General features: G+C 43.0%; 16 protein-coding genes. 1 reads left to right on the forward strand and 15 read right to left on the reverse strand.

Features of this window, described 5'->3' with window-relative positions; translation table 11 throughout:
- Positions 1-11: 11 nt before the first annotated feature.
- From rnhB to rpsB, 15 genes are all read right to left on the reverse strand, one after another.
- Positions 12-605, reverse strand: a complete 594-nt coding sequence (gene rnhB / locus M1E93_RS15025; RefSeq protein WP_104873321.1) for a ribonuclease HII — start codon at positions 603-605, stop codon at positions 12-14.
- The gene (gene lpxB, locus M1E93_RS15030) at positions 605-1,759 is read right to left on the reverse strand and encodes a lipid-A-disaccharide synthase (protein ID WP_036943426.1); all 1,155 of its coding nucleotides are present in this window, start codon (positions 1,757-1,759) and stop codon (positions 605-607) included. Before lpxB ends, rnhB begins: the two co-directional genes overlap by 1 nt.
- Before the next feature lie 47 nt (positions 1,760-1,806).
- Positions 1,807-2,604 carry an acyl-ACP--UDP-N-acetylglucosamine O-acyltransferase gene (lpxA, locus tag M1E93_RS15035; protein WP_004916754.1) on the reverse strand — a complete coding sequence of 266 codons (798 nt, stop codon included), beginning with the start codon at positions 2,602-2,604 and terminating at the stop codon, positions 1,807-1,809.
- Position 2,605: 1 nt separating this feature from the next.
- Positions 2,606-3,058, reverse strand: a complete 453-nt coding sequence (gene fabZ / locus M1E93_RS15040) for a 3-hydroxyacyl-ACP dehydratase FabZ (protein WP_004916757.1) — start codon at positions 3,056-3,058, stop codon at positions 2,606-2,608.
- Positions 3,059-3,188: 130 nt separating this feature from the next.
- Positions 3,189-4,226, reverse strand: coding sequence for a UDP-3-O-(3-hydroxymyristoyl)glucosamine N-acyltransferase (gene lpxD / locus M1E93_RS15045; RefSeq protein ID WP_004916761.1), 1,038 nt, complete (start codon positions 4,224-4,226; stop codon positions 3,189-3,191).
- A 3-nt stretch (positions 4,227-4,229) separates the two neighbouring features.
- Positions 4,230-4,724, reverse strand: coding sequence for a molecular chaperone Skp (skp, locus tag M1E93_RS15050; protein ID WP_004916764.1), 495 nt, complete (start codon positions 4,722-4,724; stop codon positions 4,230-4,232).
- 90 nt (positions 4,725-4,814) lie between these two features.
- Positions 4,815-7,229: an outer membrane protein assembly factor BamA gene (bamA, locus tag M1E93_RS15055; RefSeq protein ID WP_004916767.1), complete on the reverse strand. Its 2,415-nt coding sequence runs from the start codon at positions 7,227-7,229 to the stop codon at positions 4,815-4,817.
- Between the two features lie 40 nt (positions 7,230-7,269).
- Positions 7,270-8,622 (reverse strand): sigma E protease regulator RseP, encoded by a 1,353-nt coding sequence (rseP, locus tag M1E93_RS15060; RefSeq protein ID WP_014657684.1) that lies wholly within the window; start codon positions 8,620-8,622, stop codon positions 7,270-7,272.
- Between the two features lie 8 nt (positions 8,623-8,630).
- Positions 8,631-9,494 (reverse strand): phosphatidate cytidylyltransferase, encoded by an 864-nt coding sequence (gene cdsA / locus M1E93_RS15065; protein WP_061064346.1) that lies wholly within the window; start codon positions 9,492-9,494, stop codon positions 8,631-8,633.
- A gap of 12 nt (positions 9,495-9,506) precedes the next feature.
- Positions 9,507-10,259, reverse strand: a complete 753-nt coding sequence (uppS, locus tag M1E93_RS15070) for a polyprenyl diphosphate synthase (protein WP_004916773.1) — start codon at positions 10,257-10,259, stop codon at positions 9,507-9,509.
- Between the two features lie 180 nt (positions 10,260-10,439).
- Positions 10,440-11,639, reverse strand: a complete 1,200-nt coding sequence (gene ispC / locus M1E93_RS15075; RefSeq protein ID WP_036943421.1) for a 1-deoxy-D-xylulose-5-phosphate reductoisomerase — start codon at positions 11,637-11,639, stop codon at positions 10,440-10,442.
- A gap of 134 nt (positions 11,640-11,773) precedes the next feature.
- The gene (frr, locus tag M1E93_RS15080) at positions 11,774-12,331 is read right to left on the reverse strand and encodes a ribosome recycling factor (protein ID WP_004916781.1); all 558 of its coding nucleotides are present in this window, start codon (positions 12,329-12,331) and stop codon (positions 11,774-11,776) included.
- Between the two features lie 108 nt (positions 12,332-12,439).
- Positions 12,440-13,168 (reverse strand): UMP kinase, encoded by a 729-nt coding sequence (pyrH, locus tag M1E93_RS15085; RefSeq protein ID WP_426207007.1) that lies wholly within the window; start codon positions 13,166-13,168, stop codon positions 12,440-12,442.
- 153 nt (positions 13,169-13,321) lie between these two features.
- Entirely contained in the window at positions 13,322-14,173 is an 852-nt protein-coding gene (gene tsf, locus M1E93_RS15090) for a translation elongation factor Ts (protein WP_004916787.1), read from the reverse strand.
- 142 nt (positions 14,174-14,315) lie between these two features.
- Positions 14,316-15,041, reverse strand: coding sequence for a 30S ribosomal protein S2 (rpsB, locus tag M1E93_RS15095; RefSeq protein ID WP_004916790.1), 726 nt, complete (start codon positions 15,039-15,041; stop codon positions 14,316-14,318).
- Between the two features lie 678 nt (positions 15,042-15,719).
- On the opposite strand from rpsB, the gene map reads away from it, so the two are divergent.
- Positions 15,720-16,517 carry a type I methionyl aminopeptidase gene (gene map / locus M1E93_RS15100; RefSeq protein ID WP_004916796.1) on the forward strand — a complete coding sequence of 266 codons (798 nt, stop codon included), beginning with the start codon at positions 15,720-15,722 and terminating at the stop codon, positions 16,515-16,517.
- The last annotated feature ends 43 nt before the right edge of the window (positions 16,518-16,560 follow it).

The raw sequence follows: 16,560 nt of genomic DNA on the forward strand, positions 1-16,560 counted from the left end.
CTAATTTATACTCAATCTTTCGCTTCTAATGCACGGCGCACAGGAGCAAAACTCTTGCGATGAAATTTTGTTGCGCCAAACTGTGCCAGTTTTTCTAAATGATAAGCCGTCGGATAGCCCTTATGTTTTGCAAAACCATATTCTGGATAAGCTTTATCTAGCTCAACCATTTCTCGGTCTCTAACCACTTTGGCTAAAATTGATGCCGCGCTTATTTCCTGCACCAAACTATCACCTTTAATCACCGCTTGTGAAGGCATTGATAAGGTTGGGCAACGGTTACCATCCACTAAAACAAAATCAGGTGTTATGCTTAAACCAGCAACAGCACGTTGCATCGCAAGCATGGTGGCATGCAGGATATTGATTTCATCAATTTCTTCAGGTTCGGCTCGCCCAATACAACAGCACAAGGCTTTTTCTTGGATCTCAACAAAGAGTTTTTCGCGTTTTTTCTCGGTGAGTTTTTTTGAGTCAGTCAAGCCAATGATTGGATTTTTAGGATCCAATATTACAGCGGCGGTCACCACCGCACCAACAAGGGGGCCGCGCCCAACTTCATCTACGCCAGCAATTAAGTTGGCTTTTGGGTATATAAAATCCATTAATTTCGAACCAAATCCAATACAGCTTCAGCCGCTTGTTTATCTGCATCACAGCGGATCAATTGATGGAGCTGTAAAAATGTTGCTTTTAATTGTTCTACCTGTTCGCCGCCTTCCAGTAAGGGAATTAGCTGCTGAGCTAACTTTTCAGGTTGGCACTCTTCCTGTAGTAACTCTTTGACTATCTCTTTTTCAGCTAACAAATTAGGCAATGAAACATAGGGTGTCTTTACTAAACGTTTTGCCAACCAAAAAGTAAATGGTTTCATACGATAACCCACTACCATTGGACATTTCGCTAGCATACATTCAAGAGCCGCCGTTCCCGATGCGAGCAACGTCGCATCCGCCGCGATCATCGCATCTCTGCCTTGGCCATCTAACATATGGACAGCTAGCTCTGGAGCGACTTGTTGACGGATCGCTTCAAACTGTTCACGCCGTTTTTGGTTGACCAAAGGCACGACAATATGAAGATCCGTAAAATGCTGTTGTAAAATTTTCGCTGTTTTCAAAAAATCAGCACTTAGCATTTCAACTTCTGAGTGACGGCTGCCCGGTAAGAGGGCTAAACACTTTCCTTCTTCAGGTATACCAATGCGTTGCCTTGCCGCTGTTTTATCGACATGAAGCGGGATAGCATCTGCCATTGTGTGCCCAATAAAGCGACACGGAACATTAAAACGATCATAGAAGGCTTTTTCAAACGGCAAAAAGGCAAGCACTAAATTTGTTGCTCGACCAATTTTGAAGACGCGTTTCTGCCGCCATGCCCACACAGAAGGGCTGACGTAATGAATGGTTTTAATGCCTTTTGATTTTAACTTCCCTTCAAGGGTGATATTAAAATCAGGTGCATCAATACCAACAAAGATATCTGGCTGTAATTGTGTAAAGCGTTCGGTAAGATCTTTGCGAATAGCGAGTAACCGAGGAAGCCTGCCAAGCACTTCAACAATCCCCATTACCGCTAACTCTTCCATCTCATACCAAGCTTCACAGCCTTCTGCTTGCATTAAAGGCCCTGCGACACCTACAAAACGTGCATCAGGTACTTGTGCTTTGAGTGCTCGGATAAGCCCTGCGCCGAGTATATCGCCGGATGTTTCCCCAGCAACAAGGCCAATAGTAAGTGGGCGGTGATGATTCGCCAAAATGATCTCCTTAATAAAGGCCCTGACTTCGTTATCTTAACTACCGACTAACGAATAATACCACGATTAGACTCTGCGGAGTTCTCAAGGAACTCGCTGAACACTTTCACATGCGGGTTAGCTTGTGCAAGTTGAGCGATTTCGCTACGTGCTTCCTCTAGTGATTTACCTGAACGATAAAGGACTTTGTAAGCATTACGAATCGCATGTAGAGACTCTTTATCAAAACCGCGACGCTTCAAGCCTTCAATATTCAGGCCATAAGGCGTTGCATGGTTACCTTGCGCAATGACGTAAGGTGGAACATCTTGCGCCACACCTGAACAACCGCCAACCATAACATGAGCACCAATTTGGCAAAATTGATGAACGGCAGTCATTCCGCCAATAATTGCGAAGTCACCTAAAATAACATGACCACCCAGTGTACCGTTGTTTGCAATGATGCAGCGGTTACCAATAATACAATCGTGGGCAATATGCACATTCACCATAAATAGGTTATCGTCACCCACTTTGGTTAAACTACCGCCTTGGATCGTTCCGCGATGGATAGTGACACTTTCTCTTATACGGTTTCTGTCACCGATCTCGACTCGTGTTGGTTCACCTTGGTATTTCAGGTCTTGGTTGATTTCACCAATCGATGCGAACTGGAAGATCACATTGTCACGGCCAATTTTGGTGTGGCCATTAACAACAATGTGCGATTTGAGCTCAGTGCCTTCGCCGATTTCAACGTTAGCACCAATATAACAAAAAGGGCCAATACGAACATTGGCACCAATAATAGCTCCATCTTCGACAATCGATGAGGGATGAATACAGGCTGTTTTATCAATCATATCAGACCTCACGGCGACGGGCGCACATCATTTCAGCTTCGCAGGCCACTTCTCCATCAACTTTTGCAACACCTTTAAAACGTGCAACACCGCGACGTTCTTTAATAAACTCGACTTCGAGGATCATCTGATCTCCCGGCAACACTGGGCGCTTGAAACGAGCATTATCAATCGCTGCAAAATAGTACAATTCACCCGGTTCTAGTTTACCAACGCTCTTAAATGCTAGGATACCTGTTGCTTGAGCCATTGCTTCTAGGATCAACACACCTGGAAAAATAGGTTTGCCCGGAAAGTGGCCTTGGAAAAAGGGTTCATTGAATGACACATTTTTTACTGCGCGCAGAGATTTTCCTTTTTCAAAATCCAGTACACGGTCAACCAAAAGGAATGGGTAACGGTGTGGAAGTAATTCTAAAATCTCTTCAATATTCAGAGTATGATTATCACTCATCGAAATACTCTTCCTGTCTATTAATACAATTTAATTAACGAATCGGCCTGCTTTAACCATAAAGTTAGGTTAACTGGCAGGCCGGAAAAACGTAACTCAGTCGATTATTTTAACCTGAATTACGAAATGATTACTGATTTTTTTGAGTTTGACTATCTAATTCACGCTCAACAGCTTTTAAGCGCTTATTCATCTCATTGATATTCAAAACCAAAGCTGCTGTTTTACGCCAAACTTTATTAGGCTGTAAAGGAATACCAGAAGAGTATACACCAGGTTCAGTGATTGGTCTCATAACCATTCCCATCCCTGTGACAGTCACCTTATCGCAAATTTCCATGTGACCGTTAATAACACTCGCACCACCAATCATGCAGTAGCGACCAATTTTCAAGCTACCCGCCATGATAACGCCACCTGCTACGGCGGTATTATCACCGATGGTTACGTTGTGTGCTATCTGACATTGGTTATCAATAATAACACCATTACCAATAACTGTATTATCTAGCGCACCACGATCAATTGTTGTACAAGCGCCAATTTCTACGCGATCGCCAATAATAACTGTGCCTAGCTGAGGAATTTTGACCCAATTGCCACGATCATTCGCGTAGCCAAAACCATCAGAACCGATAACAGCTCCTGATTGGATCAAGCAGTGTTCACCAATTTCAACATTATGGTAAACGCTAACATTCGCCCATAAACGCGTACCAGCCCCGATACGAGTATTTTTACCAACAAAACAACCTGCGCCAATAACAACGTTATCGCCTAACACAACGCCGCTTTCAATCACGGCATTCGCCCCAATCGCCACGTTGTTTCCTAACTTCGCCCCTTCATCGATAACGGCTGACGAATGGATATTCTCTGCTGGGCTTGGCGTTGTATCCATGATTTGTGCCATGCGAGCATAGGCAAGATAAGGGTTATCGACTACCAGCGCCGCCACTTTACAAGCATCAAGATCTTTCGCTGTTAATACCACAGCGGCAGCCTGACACTCAGCGAGTTTGTCGCTGTAGCGACTATCTGATAGGAATGTAATTTGCTGATTATTTGCTGAATACATCGGTGCAATACCGGTGATGACGATATCGCCATCACCGTGTAACTGTGCATTCAACTGCTGAGCGAGGTCAGCCAATCGAATTGAGGACATCTATTATTTAACCTGTTTTTGAACCTTACTCGTGATGTCTACGCTATCTTTGGCATATGCAACAGCATTTGCATCGATAACCACATCATAACCTTCTTTGGCTGCAACAGATTTAATAGAATCCTGAATACGACTTAGGATTTTGTTACGCTCTTCCATTTGACGACGACGGTTGTCTTCTTCAAATTTTTGCGCTTTTTCTGCGAACTGATCACGTTTAGCCATCAGCTCTTTTTCTTGTTTTTCACGTTCGCTTTGCTTCATTGTTGCACCATCACGACGTAATTTTTCTACGCGTGATTGAAGGTCTTTTTCTAAATTTTGCAACTCTGTCGCACGGCTTTTGAATTCACTTTCAAGCTGTTTAGCTACAGCTTCGCGCGCTGGCATTTTTTGGAAAATTTCGCCAACGTTCACGACTGCAATTTTATCTGCATAAGCACCTGCTGACATAGCCAAAGCCAGAGTGACACCCGCCGCACACAACAATTTTTTCACACGAAACTCCTTAACCCATATTTATGGCTGGAAATTTTGGTCACCCTCACAATATATGCAAGGGCTTTCCTTAGATAGAGACGTTCTAGATTACCACGTTCTACCAATATTAAATTGGAACTGTTCTGATTTATCCCCTTCGTAATCCTTAATAGGTTGCGCATAGGAGAAGACCAGAGGCCCAAGCGGTGACATCCACTGTAGAGCAACCCCCGTAGAAACACGGACGTTTGTTGCTTTACCATAATCTGGCATGCCTTTACGCCAATCTGCATTGATACTGTTCCAGTTGGTATCCCATACTGTACCCGCATCAACAAATAACGATGTACGAACTGTATTTGAGTATTTCTCATCGATAAATGGTGTTGGTGTAATCAGCTCAAAGGACGCCGCATACATCGCATTACCACCTACCGCATCGCTTGATGGGCTACCCGGTTCAGGCTCACCTTTACCATTAACATTTTTCAGATAAACCGCTTTTGGCCCGATATTGTTAGAACGGAAACCACGCAGCGTACTTGAACCACCAGCATAGAAGTTTTCATAGAATGGCATTTGCTTGCTGCCAAGACCATCCCCGTAGCCTGCTTGTGCACGACCTAAGATAACCCAAGTCTCATCTTCATTGATTGGGTAGTACTGTGCTGTATCAAAACGCAGTTTGTAGTACTCGTTATCAGAGCCTGGAACGGTGATTTTACCTGAAACACTGGTTTTATTACCCGATGTCGGGAAGAAACCACGGTTCAAGGAATTATAAGTCCAACCTAAATTAACAGTGAAGTCATCCGCATTAAATTTCTCTTTATTGCGACCATCATCATTAATTGGTGGCTTATCGCCCATAGAATAGAGGTAATCCCACATTGCTGCTTGCGGACGCATATCAGACAATGAGTTATGAACGTAACCTGCACCAACACGGAATGAGTTATTCTCGTTGAATGGGAAGCTTAAGAACGTATCTAAACCATAGGTTTTATTGGTATAGCCAGACAAGTCAGCATCTTTCGCACGGAAATCATTATAGAAAACACGCCCGCCTAAGCTCACACCATTAACGGTGAAGTAAGGATCCGTAAACGACATTTCAACGTTGGTTGAGTAATCGTTTTTACTTGCGTTGATCCCAACCGCATTACCGGTTCCTAACCAGTTGTCTTGACTTACACCGACTTGGAAACTCACGCCACTTTCAGTACCGAAACCGACACCAAAGTTCATGGAGCCTGTATTACGCTCTTTAACTTTGTAGACCACATCGACTTGGTCTGGGCTACCCGGTACACGTTGCGTTTCGACATCAACAGTTTCAAAGAAACCCGTACGGTTAAGACGCTCTTTGCCTAATTCGACTAAATCATTACCAAGCCAAGCCCCTTCCATCTGGCGCATTTCACGACGAAGGACCGAGTCTTTACTTGTGTCATTACCTTGGAAACGGATTTGACGAACATAGAAGCGGTTACCTGCATCGATATTGACATGCAGTTTGACCGTTTTATCTTCATCATTAATTTCAGGTTGTGTCATTACACGAGGATAGGCATAACCATAACGACCAAGAAGATCCTTGATTTTGTTTTCCATACTCGTCACCTGCGTGCCGTTATACAGCTCGCCTGGGGTGATCGTAATGAGTTCTTGAATTTCAGTCAGATGATCTGCGGTATTACCATTAATTTCCACACCAGAGATCTTATATTGATCGCCTTCAGTGACATTAATTGTAATGTAGATATCTTTTTTGTCTGGCGTCAAACTGACTTGAGTGGAATCAATATTGAAACGCGCATAGCCACGGTCAAGATAGAAACTACGAAGAGTTTCTAAATCACCAGCCAGTTTTTGTTTTTGATATTTTTGGTCTGCCGCTAGGTTCCACCATGGCACATCATCACGCAATTGGAATTTATTAACCAATTCAGCCGTCGTGTAATTTTTGTTTCCTACGACGTTAATCTGCTGAATTTTTGCAGACACGCCCTCAGAGAACACAAATTTTAAATCTACACGGTTACGAGGCAGTGGCGTAGCCACTGCTTTTACTGTCGCATTGTATTTACCAACACTATAGTAAAAGTCTTCCAGACCTTTCTCGATATTCGCTATTTTCGTGCGGTCCAAAGCCTCACCAACACGAATGTTTGATGCTTCCAAGTTTTGTTTGAGCATATCATCTTTAACAGATTTATTGCCTGTAAAAGTGATACTCGCGATGGTTGGTCGCTCTTTAACTTGAACGATCAGCGTGTTTCCATCACGCAGGACCCTAACATCTTCGAAGTTGCCAGTAGAGAATAGAGATCGAATTGAACGGCTAATATCTTCGTTATCAATCGAGTCACCTACCCTGACAGGCATGTTCAATAATGCTGCACCAACGGCGACGCGTTGTAGACCTTCGAAACGAATGTCCTTAACTACGAATCCGTCTGAACCGTATGCAGTCGCGCTGCCAAATAGCAGCGACGCTATGAGCAACTTTTTCATCGCCATCGTTGTTATGCGTATTCCTTACTGGTCCCCAGCTTACTTGTTAGAAGCGAGAGAAATCATTAAAAAGTGCAAGTCCCATTAACAGAATCAATGCCATTGCACCTATCCGATAACTAAAGTCTTGTACTCGCTCAGACACTGGACTTCCTTTAATTTTCTCAATTAACAGGAAGAGCAAGTGCCCCCCATCTAATACAGGCAATGGAAACAAATTGATAATGCCCAAGTTTACGCTTATCAGCGCAATGAACATCAAATAATATACCAAGCCTGACTCTGCCGATACCCCTGCACCTTTCGCAATAGATATCGGTCCACTCAAGTTGTTAAGTTTGACATCCCCAACAACGAGTTTGCCCATCATATTCACGGTCAGTTTCATCAACTGCCACGTTTTATCGCTAGCTTGATAGATGGCAGAAAATGGCCCATATTGCTGCACCATTCTATATTCATCTGCTAACGGTAACACTGAAAGTTCAACTCCCGCAAATCCAATTTGCTCGCCACCCTTTCCATTTTGACTATCAGGCGTCAATGTGAGTGAGATGATCTGATTATTTCTTTCAACAGCTAACTTCAACGGTTGATTCGGACTATTACGAATCAACCGAGTTACCGGATTCCACAAATCTAATGTTTCGCCATTTACGCTAACAATTCTATCTCCGGGTTGCAAACCTGCTCGCTCACCAGCTAAACCCGGTGAAACTTTCGATATCACAGGATCAATTCTAGCGGAAACCGGCATAATTCCCATGGAAAGAACGGGATCTTGCTTTTCAGGATCAAATTGCCATGCGGTTAAATCTATCGTTTTAGTCACTGGTTCACTAAACCCTTGAGGCAATACGGACACAGTGAGTTCACTGTCGCCAATTTTGCCAACTAAGGCTAATCGAATTGAATTCCAGTCAGGCGTTTCGATACCATCAATCGATTTTAGTTCCATTCCCGGCAAAATATTTGCACTAGCGGCAACGGAGCCAGGTTTCACATCTTCAATCACAGGGCGTACTGATGGAATCCCCATCATGAACACCACCCAGTAGACAACAATTGCAAGTAAAAAGTTCGCAATTGGGCCAGCACTAATGATGGCGGCTCTCTGACCAACCGTTTTATTGTTAAACGCTAAATGACGGCGTTCAGGTGACACATCACCGACGCGCTCATCAAGCATTTTGACATAACCGCCTAGCGGGATCAGGGCAATAACAAATTCGGTTCCTTGTCGATCCACCTTGCGCCATAACGTTTTCCCAAAGCCGATAGAAAAACGTTCTACATAAACACCACAGCGACGTGCAACCCAAAAGTGACCAAATTCATGTACGGTAATTAACACCCCAATGGCGATGATAAATGCCGCTAGACTCCAAAAAAATCCCATGTCTTATCCTAGAGACCGAACCCGTTAAAAACTAACAAATTTAACCCTGCAAATACAGGTATTGCCGCTGTTAGACTGTCAATTCGATCAAGAATTCCACCGTGACCAGGAATTAAATGGCTACTGTCTTTAATTCCTGACTGGCGTTTAAACATACTTTCCGTCAAATCACCGAACACAGATACTACAACAACAATAATTGATGTAACCAGCAAATAATCAGGCATTACTGGGATTGGCGCAAATGAACTAAATAGCCAAGAAATAATACCTGCGGTGATCAACCCACCAACAAGGCCTTCCCAGGTTTTACCGGGGGAAACCTTAGGTGCCATCTTATGGCGCCCCATTGTACGACCAAAGGCATAAGCACCTGAATCAGCACCCCACACCAGCAACATAACATATAGCAACCACCAAGCACCAAAAAAGGTGTCACTATGGTAACCAATGGTTCGAAGCACCATCATACCGCAATAAAAAGGAATGATAGTTAACAGCCCAAACAGTACACGTACTAACGCCGATTGCCCCCATGCTTTTGCCGATGCTGGGAAAGTAATCACAAGTAAAATTGCCACTATCCACCAAATAAGACCGGCCCATAAACCATATAAAATAAGCGGCTCATTCTTTAACGTTGTGATATCAGCAAAAGAGAACTGCATGGCTAGCAGTATGATGGCAAAAACCACCGCAAGACCAATTCGCTTAGCTTGTGTGTGCCAACCTGCAAATTGCGCCCATTCCCAAGCCCCTAAAGCACATACGGCAATCACCACATAACCAAAAGCGGCAGGTGAAAGCAAAAAAAGCGCAGCAATAACCAGCGGTATTAATACAATCGCTGTCATTAAACGATATTTCAGCACAATTTACCCCTTTTATTTAACGAGCTCATCATCAGACTCAGCTCCACCATAACGCCGCTCGCGTTGACTAAAAGCATCAATTGCATTCTGAAACACCATTTCATCAAAATCTGGCCACAGTACATTGGTGAAATAGAATTCCGCATAAGCAACCTGCCATAATAAAAAGTTACTGATACGGTGTTCTCCACCAGTTCTGATAACCAAATCAACATTTTCTTGATCATGCATACAAACATAATGGTCAATGGTATTTTCATTGATATCGTCAAGAGAAAGTTGCCCACTTTGTACGCGCGCAAAGATTTGCTTCATACTATTAGCAATATCCCAACGACCACCATAATTCGCCGCAATATTGAGTTTTAAGCCCGTGTTATTTGCAGTTAATTTTTCTGCTTTTTGAATACGTTTTTGAAGACGCTCACTAAATCGACTAATATCACCAATAACCAATAATTTCACATTATTTTTATGTAGATTCTTGACTTCATTATCTAACGCAAAAACAAATAGCTCCATCAGTGAACTGACTTCTTTTTCTGGTCTTCTCCAGTTTTCACTACTAAATGCATACAGCGTCAGTGAGCTAATCTTGTTTTTTACTGCAAAACGTACTGCATTACGCACAGACTCAACGCCAGCCTTGTGCCCTGTTATTCTTAGTTTTCCTCTCTGCTTTGCCCAACGCCCATTGCCATCCATGATAATCGCAACATGTTTTGGCAAGGCTGAATGAGAGAGATTTTCACCACTAGAGTTCATTAAATAGTAATCCTTGTATGCATAGCGTCGAGAATTCAGCATTATCATAACCGCTATTGTTGAGTTTGCTGATAAGACACATCCTTAATTCTCCGCTAAATACTGATATTATCTTTCGTTCTTATAAGCGTCACATATTAAAGACTTATTATACTTATCAGCAACTAAATAAATCACATACTAGACTGAAAATGTATGTTTGATTAGTTGTGCAGCTTCTCGACGAGCTTGATTGTCGATGTCTAAGACCTCATCAATCGAAACTGGTTCAGATAAATGCAATTTTTCTAATGTACTTAGGTTAATTTTTGCAATATCTGTAAAGCGTATTTTACCGTCCAAGAATGCAGCGACAGCGATTTCATTAGCGCCATTTAGAATAGTTGTGGCTGCTTGCCCAGCATGGCAGGCATCGATAGCCAATTTTAAACAAGGGTAACGTTGATAATCTGGCTGTACAAAGGTTAATGATGACAATTTTGTAAAATCTAACGGTTCGACACCAGAAGAAATACGCTGCGGATAAGCCATGCTGTATGAAATTGGGGTGCACATATCAGGCGTACCTAGCTGAGCTATCACGCTACCATCACGATAACGCACCATAGAATGGATAACGGATTGAGGGTGAATAATCACTTCCATTTGTTGTTGATTGGCATTAAAGAAATAACAAGCCTCAATATATTCAAGCCCCTTATTCATCATCGTCGCTGAATCAACAGAAATCTTACGCCCCATAGACCAATTTGGATGGTTGCATGCTTCGTCCGGCGTCACATTATCTAGGTGCGACAACGGAGTATCCCTAAAAGGACCACCAGAACCTGTCAAAATAATGCTTGAAATTCCCGAGGCCGATAAATCGGCAAAACCCAAGTTGAGTTGAATGTTTTCAGGTAAACTTTGGAAAATCGCATTATGTTCGCTATCGATAGGAAAGACTGTCGCACCGTGCTCACGAATCGCATTAAAGAATAGACGACCGCTCGTGATCAGCGATTCTTTATTCGCTAATAAAATTCGTTTGCCCTTGCGGATTGCGGCTAAGGTAGGAAGTAGTCCAGCAACACCAGTAATAGCGGACATCACTTGGTCCGCATCATCCAAGCCTGCAAGTTGAATGGCAGCATCTGTTCCTGATAAAACTTCTGTTTTGCAATTATTTTCAGACAAAATTGCCCGTAATGCTTGAGCAGAAGATTCATCAGCCATAGAGGCGTATTGAGGTTGAAATTCAAGGCATTGGTTTGCTAATTCCGCCACATTGCGACCAGCAACTAAAGCGACAATTTGAAATTTATCACGGTTATTTCTGACAACAGAAAGTGTGCTTTTACCAATTGAACCTGTTGATCCTAGAATAGTAAGACGTTTCATTATGCGGATGCTCTGTATTTACTCAATACTGAGATTATATCAGCTTGAAAGGGAAGAAAGGATTTTTATTAGATATGAATGAATAAAGCCATCAGAGATTTCCCTCTAGATGGCTTTATTCGCTACTTGATAGATTAGAATTCCATCAATTCAGCTTCTTTCTGCGCTAATGCTTCATCAACTTTCTTAATGTAGCCATCAGTCAGTTTTTGGATGTCATCTTGTGAACGACGTTCTTCGTCTTCACTGATCTCTTTATCTTTCAGCAGGGCTTTAATTTTATCGTTCGCATCACGACGAATGTTACGAACAGCAACACGACCTTGCTCAGCTTCCGCTCTAACAACTTTGATCAGGTCTTTACGGCGCTCTTCTGTCAGTGGAGGAAGTGGAACACGGATAACAGTACCGGCAGAAGATGGGTTTAAACCTAAATCAGACGCCATAATCGCTTTTTCAATCGCAGGAGACATTGAGCGATCAAAGACTGAAATCGCTAAAGTACGCGCATCTTCAACAGTTACGTTAGCAAGTTGGCGCAAAGGCGTTGCGGCGCCATAATAGTCAACCATGATGCCATCAAGTAGGCTTGGTGACGCACGGCCTGTACGAACTTTACTGATTTGGTTTTTTAGTGCTTCAACACTCTTTTCCATACGGTCTTGAGCATCTTTTTTGATTTCATTAATCACGTTTTCAACCCTTAAGAACTGGTTATTAAAGGCCGCAATGCAGCCTCGCTTAAATTGTCTGAACTTATATTAGATAATACAGTTAAACGCGGTTGATGTCTCTGAGTATTAATTGTGAGAAATCAGAGTTCCTTCATTTTCACCCATTACAACACGACGTAGAGCGCCAGGTTTATTCATATTGAAAACACGAATAGGCAAGTTATGATCACGTGCTAACGTAAACGCTGCCAAATCCATCACTTTCAATTCACGCTCAAGCACCTCTTGATAAGTCAGCGTTTCATAAAGTACGGCATCTGGGTTCTTTGTAGGATCCGCTGAATAAACACCATCAACTTTTGTTGCTTTCAATACAACATCCGCTTCAATCTCAATACCACGTAAACACGCGGCAGAGTCAGTTGTAAAGAATGGGTTACCTGTTCCAGCAGAAAAAATCACAACACGACCATGGCGTAACAGACTGATAGCTTCAGCCCAGCTATAGTTATCACACACGCCGTTAAGAGGAATAGCAGACATCAGTCTTGCATTCACGTAAGCACGATGCAATGCATCACGCATCGCTAGCCCGTTCATCACAGTGGCTAGCATTCCCATATGGTCACCGACCACACGGTTCATCCCCGCCTGTGCCAAACCAGCACCACGAAACAGGTTACCACCGCCAATAACGACACCGACCTGTACACCCAGCTCTATAAGTTCTTTGATTTCCTGAGCCATACGATCTAAAACGCTAGCATCGATTCCAAAACCTTCTGCGCCTTGTAAGGCTTCGCCACTGAGCTTAAGCAGGATACGCTGATAAACGGGTTTTGCATTGGTTGCCATGGTGTTCTGTCCTACACAGATAATTTATTGGGGTAACACACGCAGAATACTTAAAGGTGGATTCTACGTACCTTAATTATTGAATTCGTTGTATTACTACAATGTATATTAAAACAGAGCCGCCAATCGGCGGCTCCTTGTAAAACTGACGACTTATTTGCTCATTGCAGCAACTTCAGCTGCAAAGTCAGTTTCAACTTTCTCAATACCTTCACCCACTTCGAAACGGATGAAGTTAGTGACTTTCGCATTTTTCTCTTTCAGCAGATCACCAACAGATTTGCTTGGATCCATCACGAAAGGCTGGCCAGTCAGAGAGATTTCGCCAGTAAATTTGTTCATACGGCCAGTAACCATTTTCTCTGCGATTTCGCGTGGTTTACCTGACTGCATAGCGATGTCTAGTTGGATTTGGTGCTCGTGAGCAACAACGTCCGCTGGTACATCGTCTGGAGTAACATATTCAGGCTTGCTTGCAGCAATGTGCATAGCAATGTGTTTTAGCAGCTCTTCATCAGCGCCTTCAGCCGCAACCAAAACACCGATACGCGCACCGTGCAGGTAGCTACCTACTTGTGCACCGTCTAGGATTGCGACGCGACGAATGTTGATGTTTTCACCAATTTTAGCGACCAGAGCAGTACGTGCATCTTCGAATTTCGCTTTAACTGCTTCGATATCAGTATTTCTATCAGCGATAACAGAAGCCATAACTTCTTTACCAAATGCCAAGAAACCAGCATCTTTAGCAACGAAGTCAGTTTCACAGTTCAGTTCGATCAGAGCACCGCTTTTGCCATCAGCAAAAACTTCTGCAAGGATAACACCTTCAGCAGCAACACGGCCTGCTTTCTTAGCAGCTTTAGCTTGACCTGATTTACGCATGTTGTCGATTGCTAATTCGATATCACCATTAGCTTCAACTAGTGCTTTTTTACATTCCATCATACCTGCGCCAGTACGTTCGCGCAGTTCTTTTACCAATGCAGCGGTAATTCCAGACATGTGATTTATTCCTCGATATACCTCGTAGGGGGCTCCCTACAAGGGTCATTCTGATTCAGATAGATAAAAGGGGCCATATAGGCCCCCTTCTAACCATATAGCAATACCTGGTTTAAAGGGCTCTTTATTAGAGCAGGCCTTATTATTCAGCTTCTACTAAGCCTTCTTCTGCTTGAACAGCCAGATCCTGAGAACGACCTTCACGAACGGAAGTTGCTACAGCGCTCAGATACAATTTGATTGCACGGATTGCGTCGTCGTTACCAGGGATAACGAAGTCGATACCGTCTGGATCAGAGTTAGTATCAACGATAGCAAATACTGGGATACCCAGGTTGTTTGCTTCTTTGATAGCAATGTGTTCGTGTTCTGCATCGATAACGAACAGAGCGTCAGGTAAACCGCCCATATCTTTGATACCGCCTAAGCTGTTTTCTAACTTACCAAGTTCACGAGAACGCATCAGCGCTTCTTTTTTGGTCAGTTTGTCGAAAGTACCGTCTTGTGACTGAACTTCCAGATCTTTCAGACGTTTGATTGACTGACGAACAGTTTTCCAGTTAGTCAGCATACCACCTAACCAACGGTGGTTAACGAAATACTGGTCACAGCTATTAGCAGCTTCTTGAACGGCTTCGCTTGCTGCACGTTTAGTACCAACAAACAGAATCTTGCCTTTACGAGAAGCAATTTTAGTCAACTCAGCCAGAGCTTCGTTGAACATTGGAACGGTTTTTTCCAAGTTAATGATATGTACTTTGTTACGAGCGCCGAAAATGAAAGGTTTCATTTTAGGGTTCCAGTAACGAGTCTGGTGACCAAAGTGTACGCCCGCTTGTAGCATATCGCGCATGGAAACAGTTGCCATTTAATACCTCTGTATTTTAAGTAATTGGGGTTATGCCTCCACGGATCCCATAACACCGACTCCAAAGCTGCGCTAAAACGCATAAGAGCACCCCGGTGCATGTGTCGACCCGTGTGTGTTATACACAATTGAGTTTAGTTTTCGCTAATCCATAATGCCAATCGAATACGCTTTAACAGGGTAGCAAAACGATTTTTTCGAAGAGATAATGTGGATCGCCGGCGCGCTTTATACCATAAAATGGATCAATAAGCCAACTTTTGTTGTTTTTTTACGGGGTGAAAAAACACCATCAAATGGCTTGAATCTCTTCATTAAAACGAGGCGAAATCGCCTTGGTAAGCATCATTGAGCGTTTTATACACGGCGTATGGATAGCGTTTTTTCTTTTTATTATTTGATAAAAAAATCTTCAACGACAAATACTCGTGTTTCACTATCCATAATATCAGACCCAAAGTGTATTTGCTCTCAATACCTTTTATTTAATGGCGTACATTCCAGCCTGATATTTCACTCTAAAGGCTAAGAAGCATCAATGCCTAGTTGGCAGAAAATGCAGTGGCTGATACCATAAACATCATCATGTTGATATAGATGGTACTATCGCTCATCTATTAAACCCTTTTCATACAAACTATGTCACAGAGTCGTTACTGACATAAATGGACTGAATTCATGGCTATTATTATCAAAACTGAAGAAGATATTCAGAAAATGCGCGTTGCTGGTCGTTTAGCAGCCGAAGTGTTAGAAATTATTGCTCCCCATGTAAAACCGGGCGTTAGCACGGGGGAGTTGGATCGCATTTGTCATCAGCACATTGTCGATGTACAACAAGCGATACCTGCTTGCTTAAATTATCATGGCTTCCCTAAATCAGTCTGTATTTCAGTCAATGATGTTATCTGCCATGGTATCCCTAGTGATGATAAGATTCTAAAAGACGGCGACGTTGTGAATATCGATGTTACCGTGATTAAAGAGGGTTTTCATGGCGATACCTCAAAAATGTTCATTGTTGGTAAGCCAACCATCCAAGGCGAACGCCTGTGCCATATTACCCAAGAGAGCCTCTATTTAGCGTTACGTATGGTAAAACCGGGTATCCGCCTACGCACCTTGGGCAAAGCGATTCAACAATTTGTCGAGAAACATGACTTCTCTGTTGTTCGTGAATATTGTGGTCATGGTATCGGTGAAGGTTTCCATGAAGAGCCACAAGTCCTTCATTATGATGCCGATGACAGCGGTGTTGTATTACAAAAAGGCATGGCTTTTACTATCGAACCGATGGTCAACGTCGGTGATTACCGCATCCGTACTATGAATGATGGTTGGACCGTAAAAACCAAAGATAGAAGCTGGTCGGCTCAATATGAGCATACGCTAGTTGTCACCGACAACGGGTGTGAAATCATGACATTACGTAAAGAAGAAGAGCCATATATCTCAGCGGTGCTGGTTAACGATTAATTTTTAGCACGCGGCTCTTATGTGGCATGTTACCTGTTAGAGA

The sequence above is a fragment of the Providencia sp. PROV272 genome (assembly GCF_049901975.1).
Lineage (GTDB): Bacteria > Pseudomonadota > Gammaproteobacteria > Enterobacterales > Enterobacteriaceae > Providencia > Providencia stuartii.

Bases quoted from the DNA above. Each gene is read 5' to 3' on its own strand.
- rseP (WP_014657684.1), bottom strand. From the start codon at position 8,622: ATGGGATTTTTTTGGAGTCTAGCGGCATTTATCATCGCCATTGGGGTG.
- pyrH (WP_426207007.1), bottom strand. From the start codon at position 13,168: ATGGCAACCAATGCAAAACCCGTTTATCAGCGTATCCTGCTTAAGCTC.
- ispC (WP_036943421.1), bottom strand. From the start codon at position 11,639: ATGAAACGTCTTACTATTCTAGGATCAACAGGTTCAATTGGTAAAAGC.
- rnhB (WP_104873321.1), bottom strand. From the start codon at position 605: ATGGATTTTATATACCCAAAAGCCAACTTAATTGCTGGCGTAGATGAA.
- tsf (WP_004916787.1), bottom strand. From the start codon at position 14,173: ATGTCTGGAATTACCGCTGCATTGGTAAAAGAACTGCGCGAACGTACT.
- map (WP_004916796.1), top strand. From the start codon at position 15,720: ATGGCTATTATTATCAAAACTGAAGAAGATATTCAGAAAATGCGCGTT.
- lpxA (WP_004916754.1), bottom strand. From the start codon at position 2,604: ATGATTGATAAAACAGCCTGTATTCATCCCTCATCGATTGTCGAAGAT.
- rpsB (WP_004916790.1), bottom strand. From the start codon at position 15,041: ATGGCAACTGTTTCCATGCGCGATATGCTACAAGCGGGCGTACACTTT.
- uppS (WP_004916773.1), bottom strand. From the start codon at position 10,259: ATGAACTCTAGTGGTGAAAATCTCTCTCATTCAGCCTTGCCAAAACAT.
- bamA (WP_004916767.1), bottom strand. From the start codon at position 7,229: ATGGCGATGAAAAAGTTGCTCATAGCGTCGCTGCTATTTGGCAGCGCG.
- fabZ (WP_004916757.1), bottom strand. From the start codon at position 3,058: ATGAGTGATAATCATACTCTGAATATTGAAGAGATTTTAGAATTACTT.
- lpxD (WP_004916761.1), bottom strand. From the start codon at position 4,226: ATGTCCTCAATTCGATTGGCTGACCTCGCTCAGCAGTTGAATGCACAG.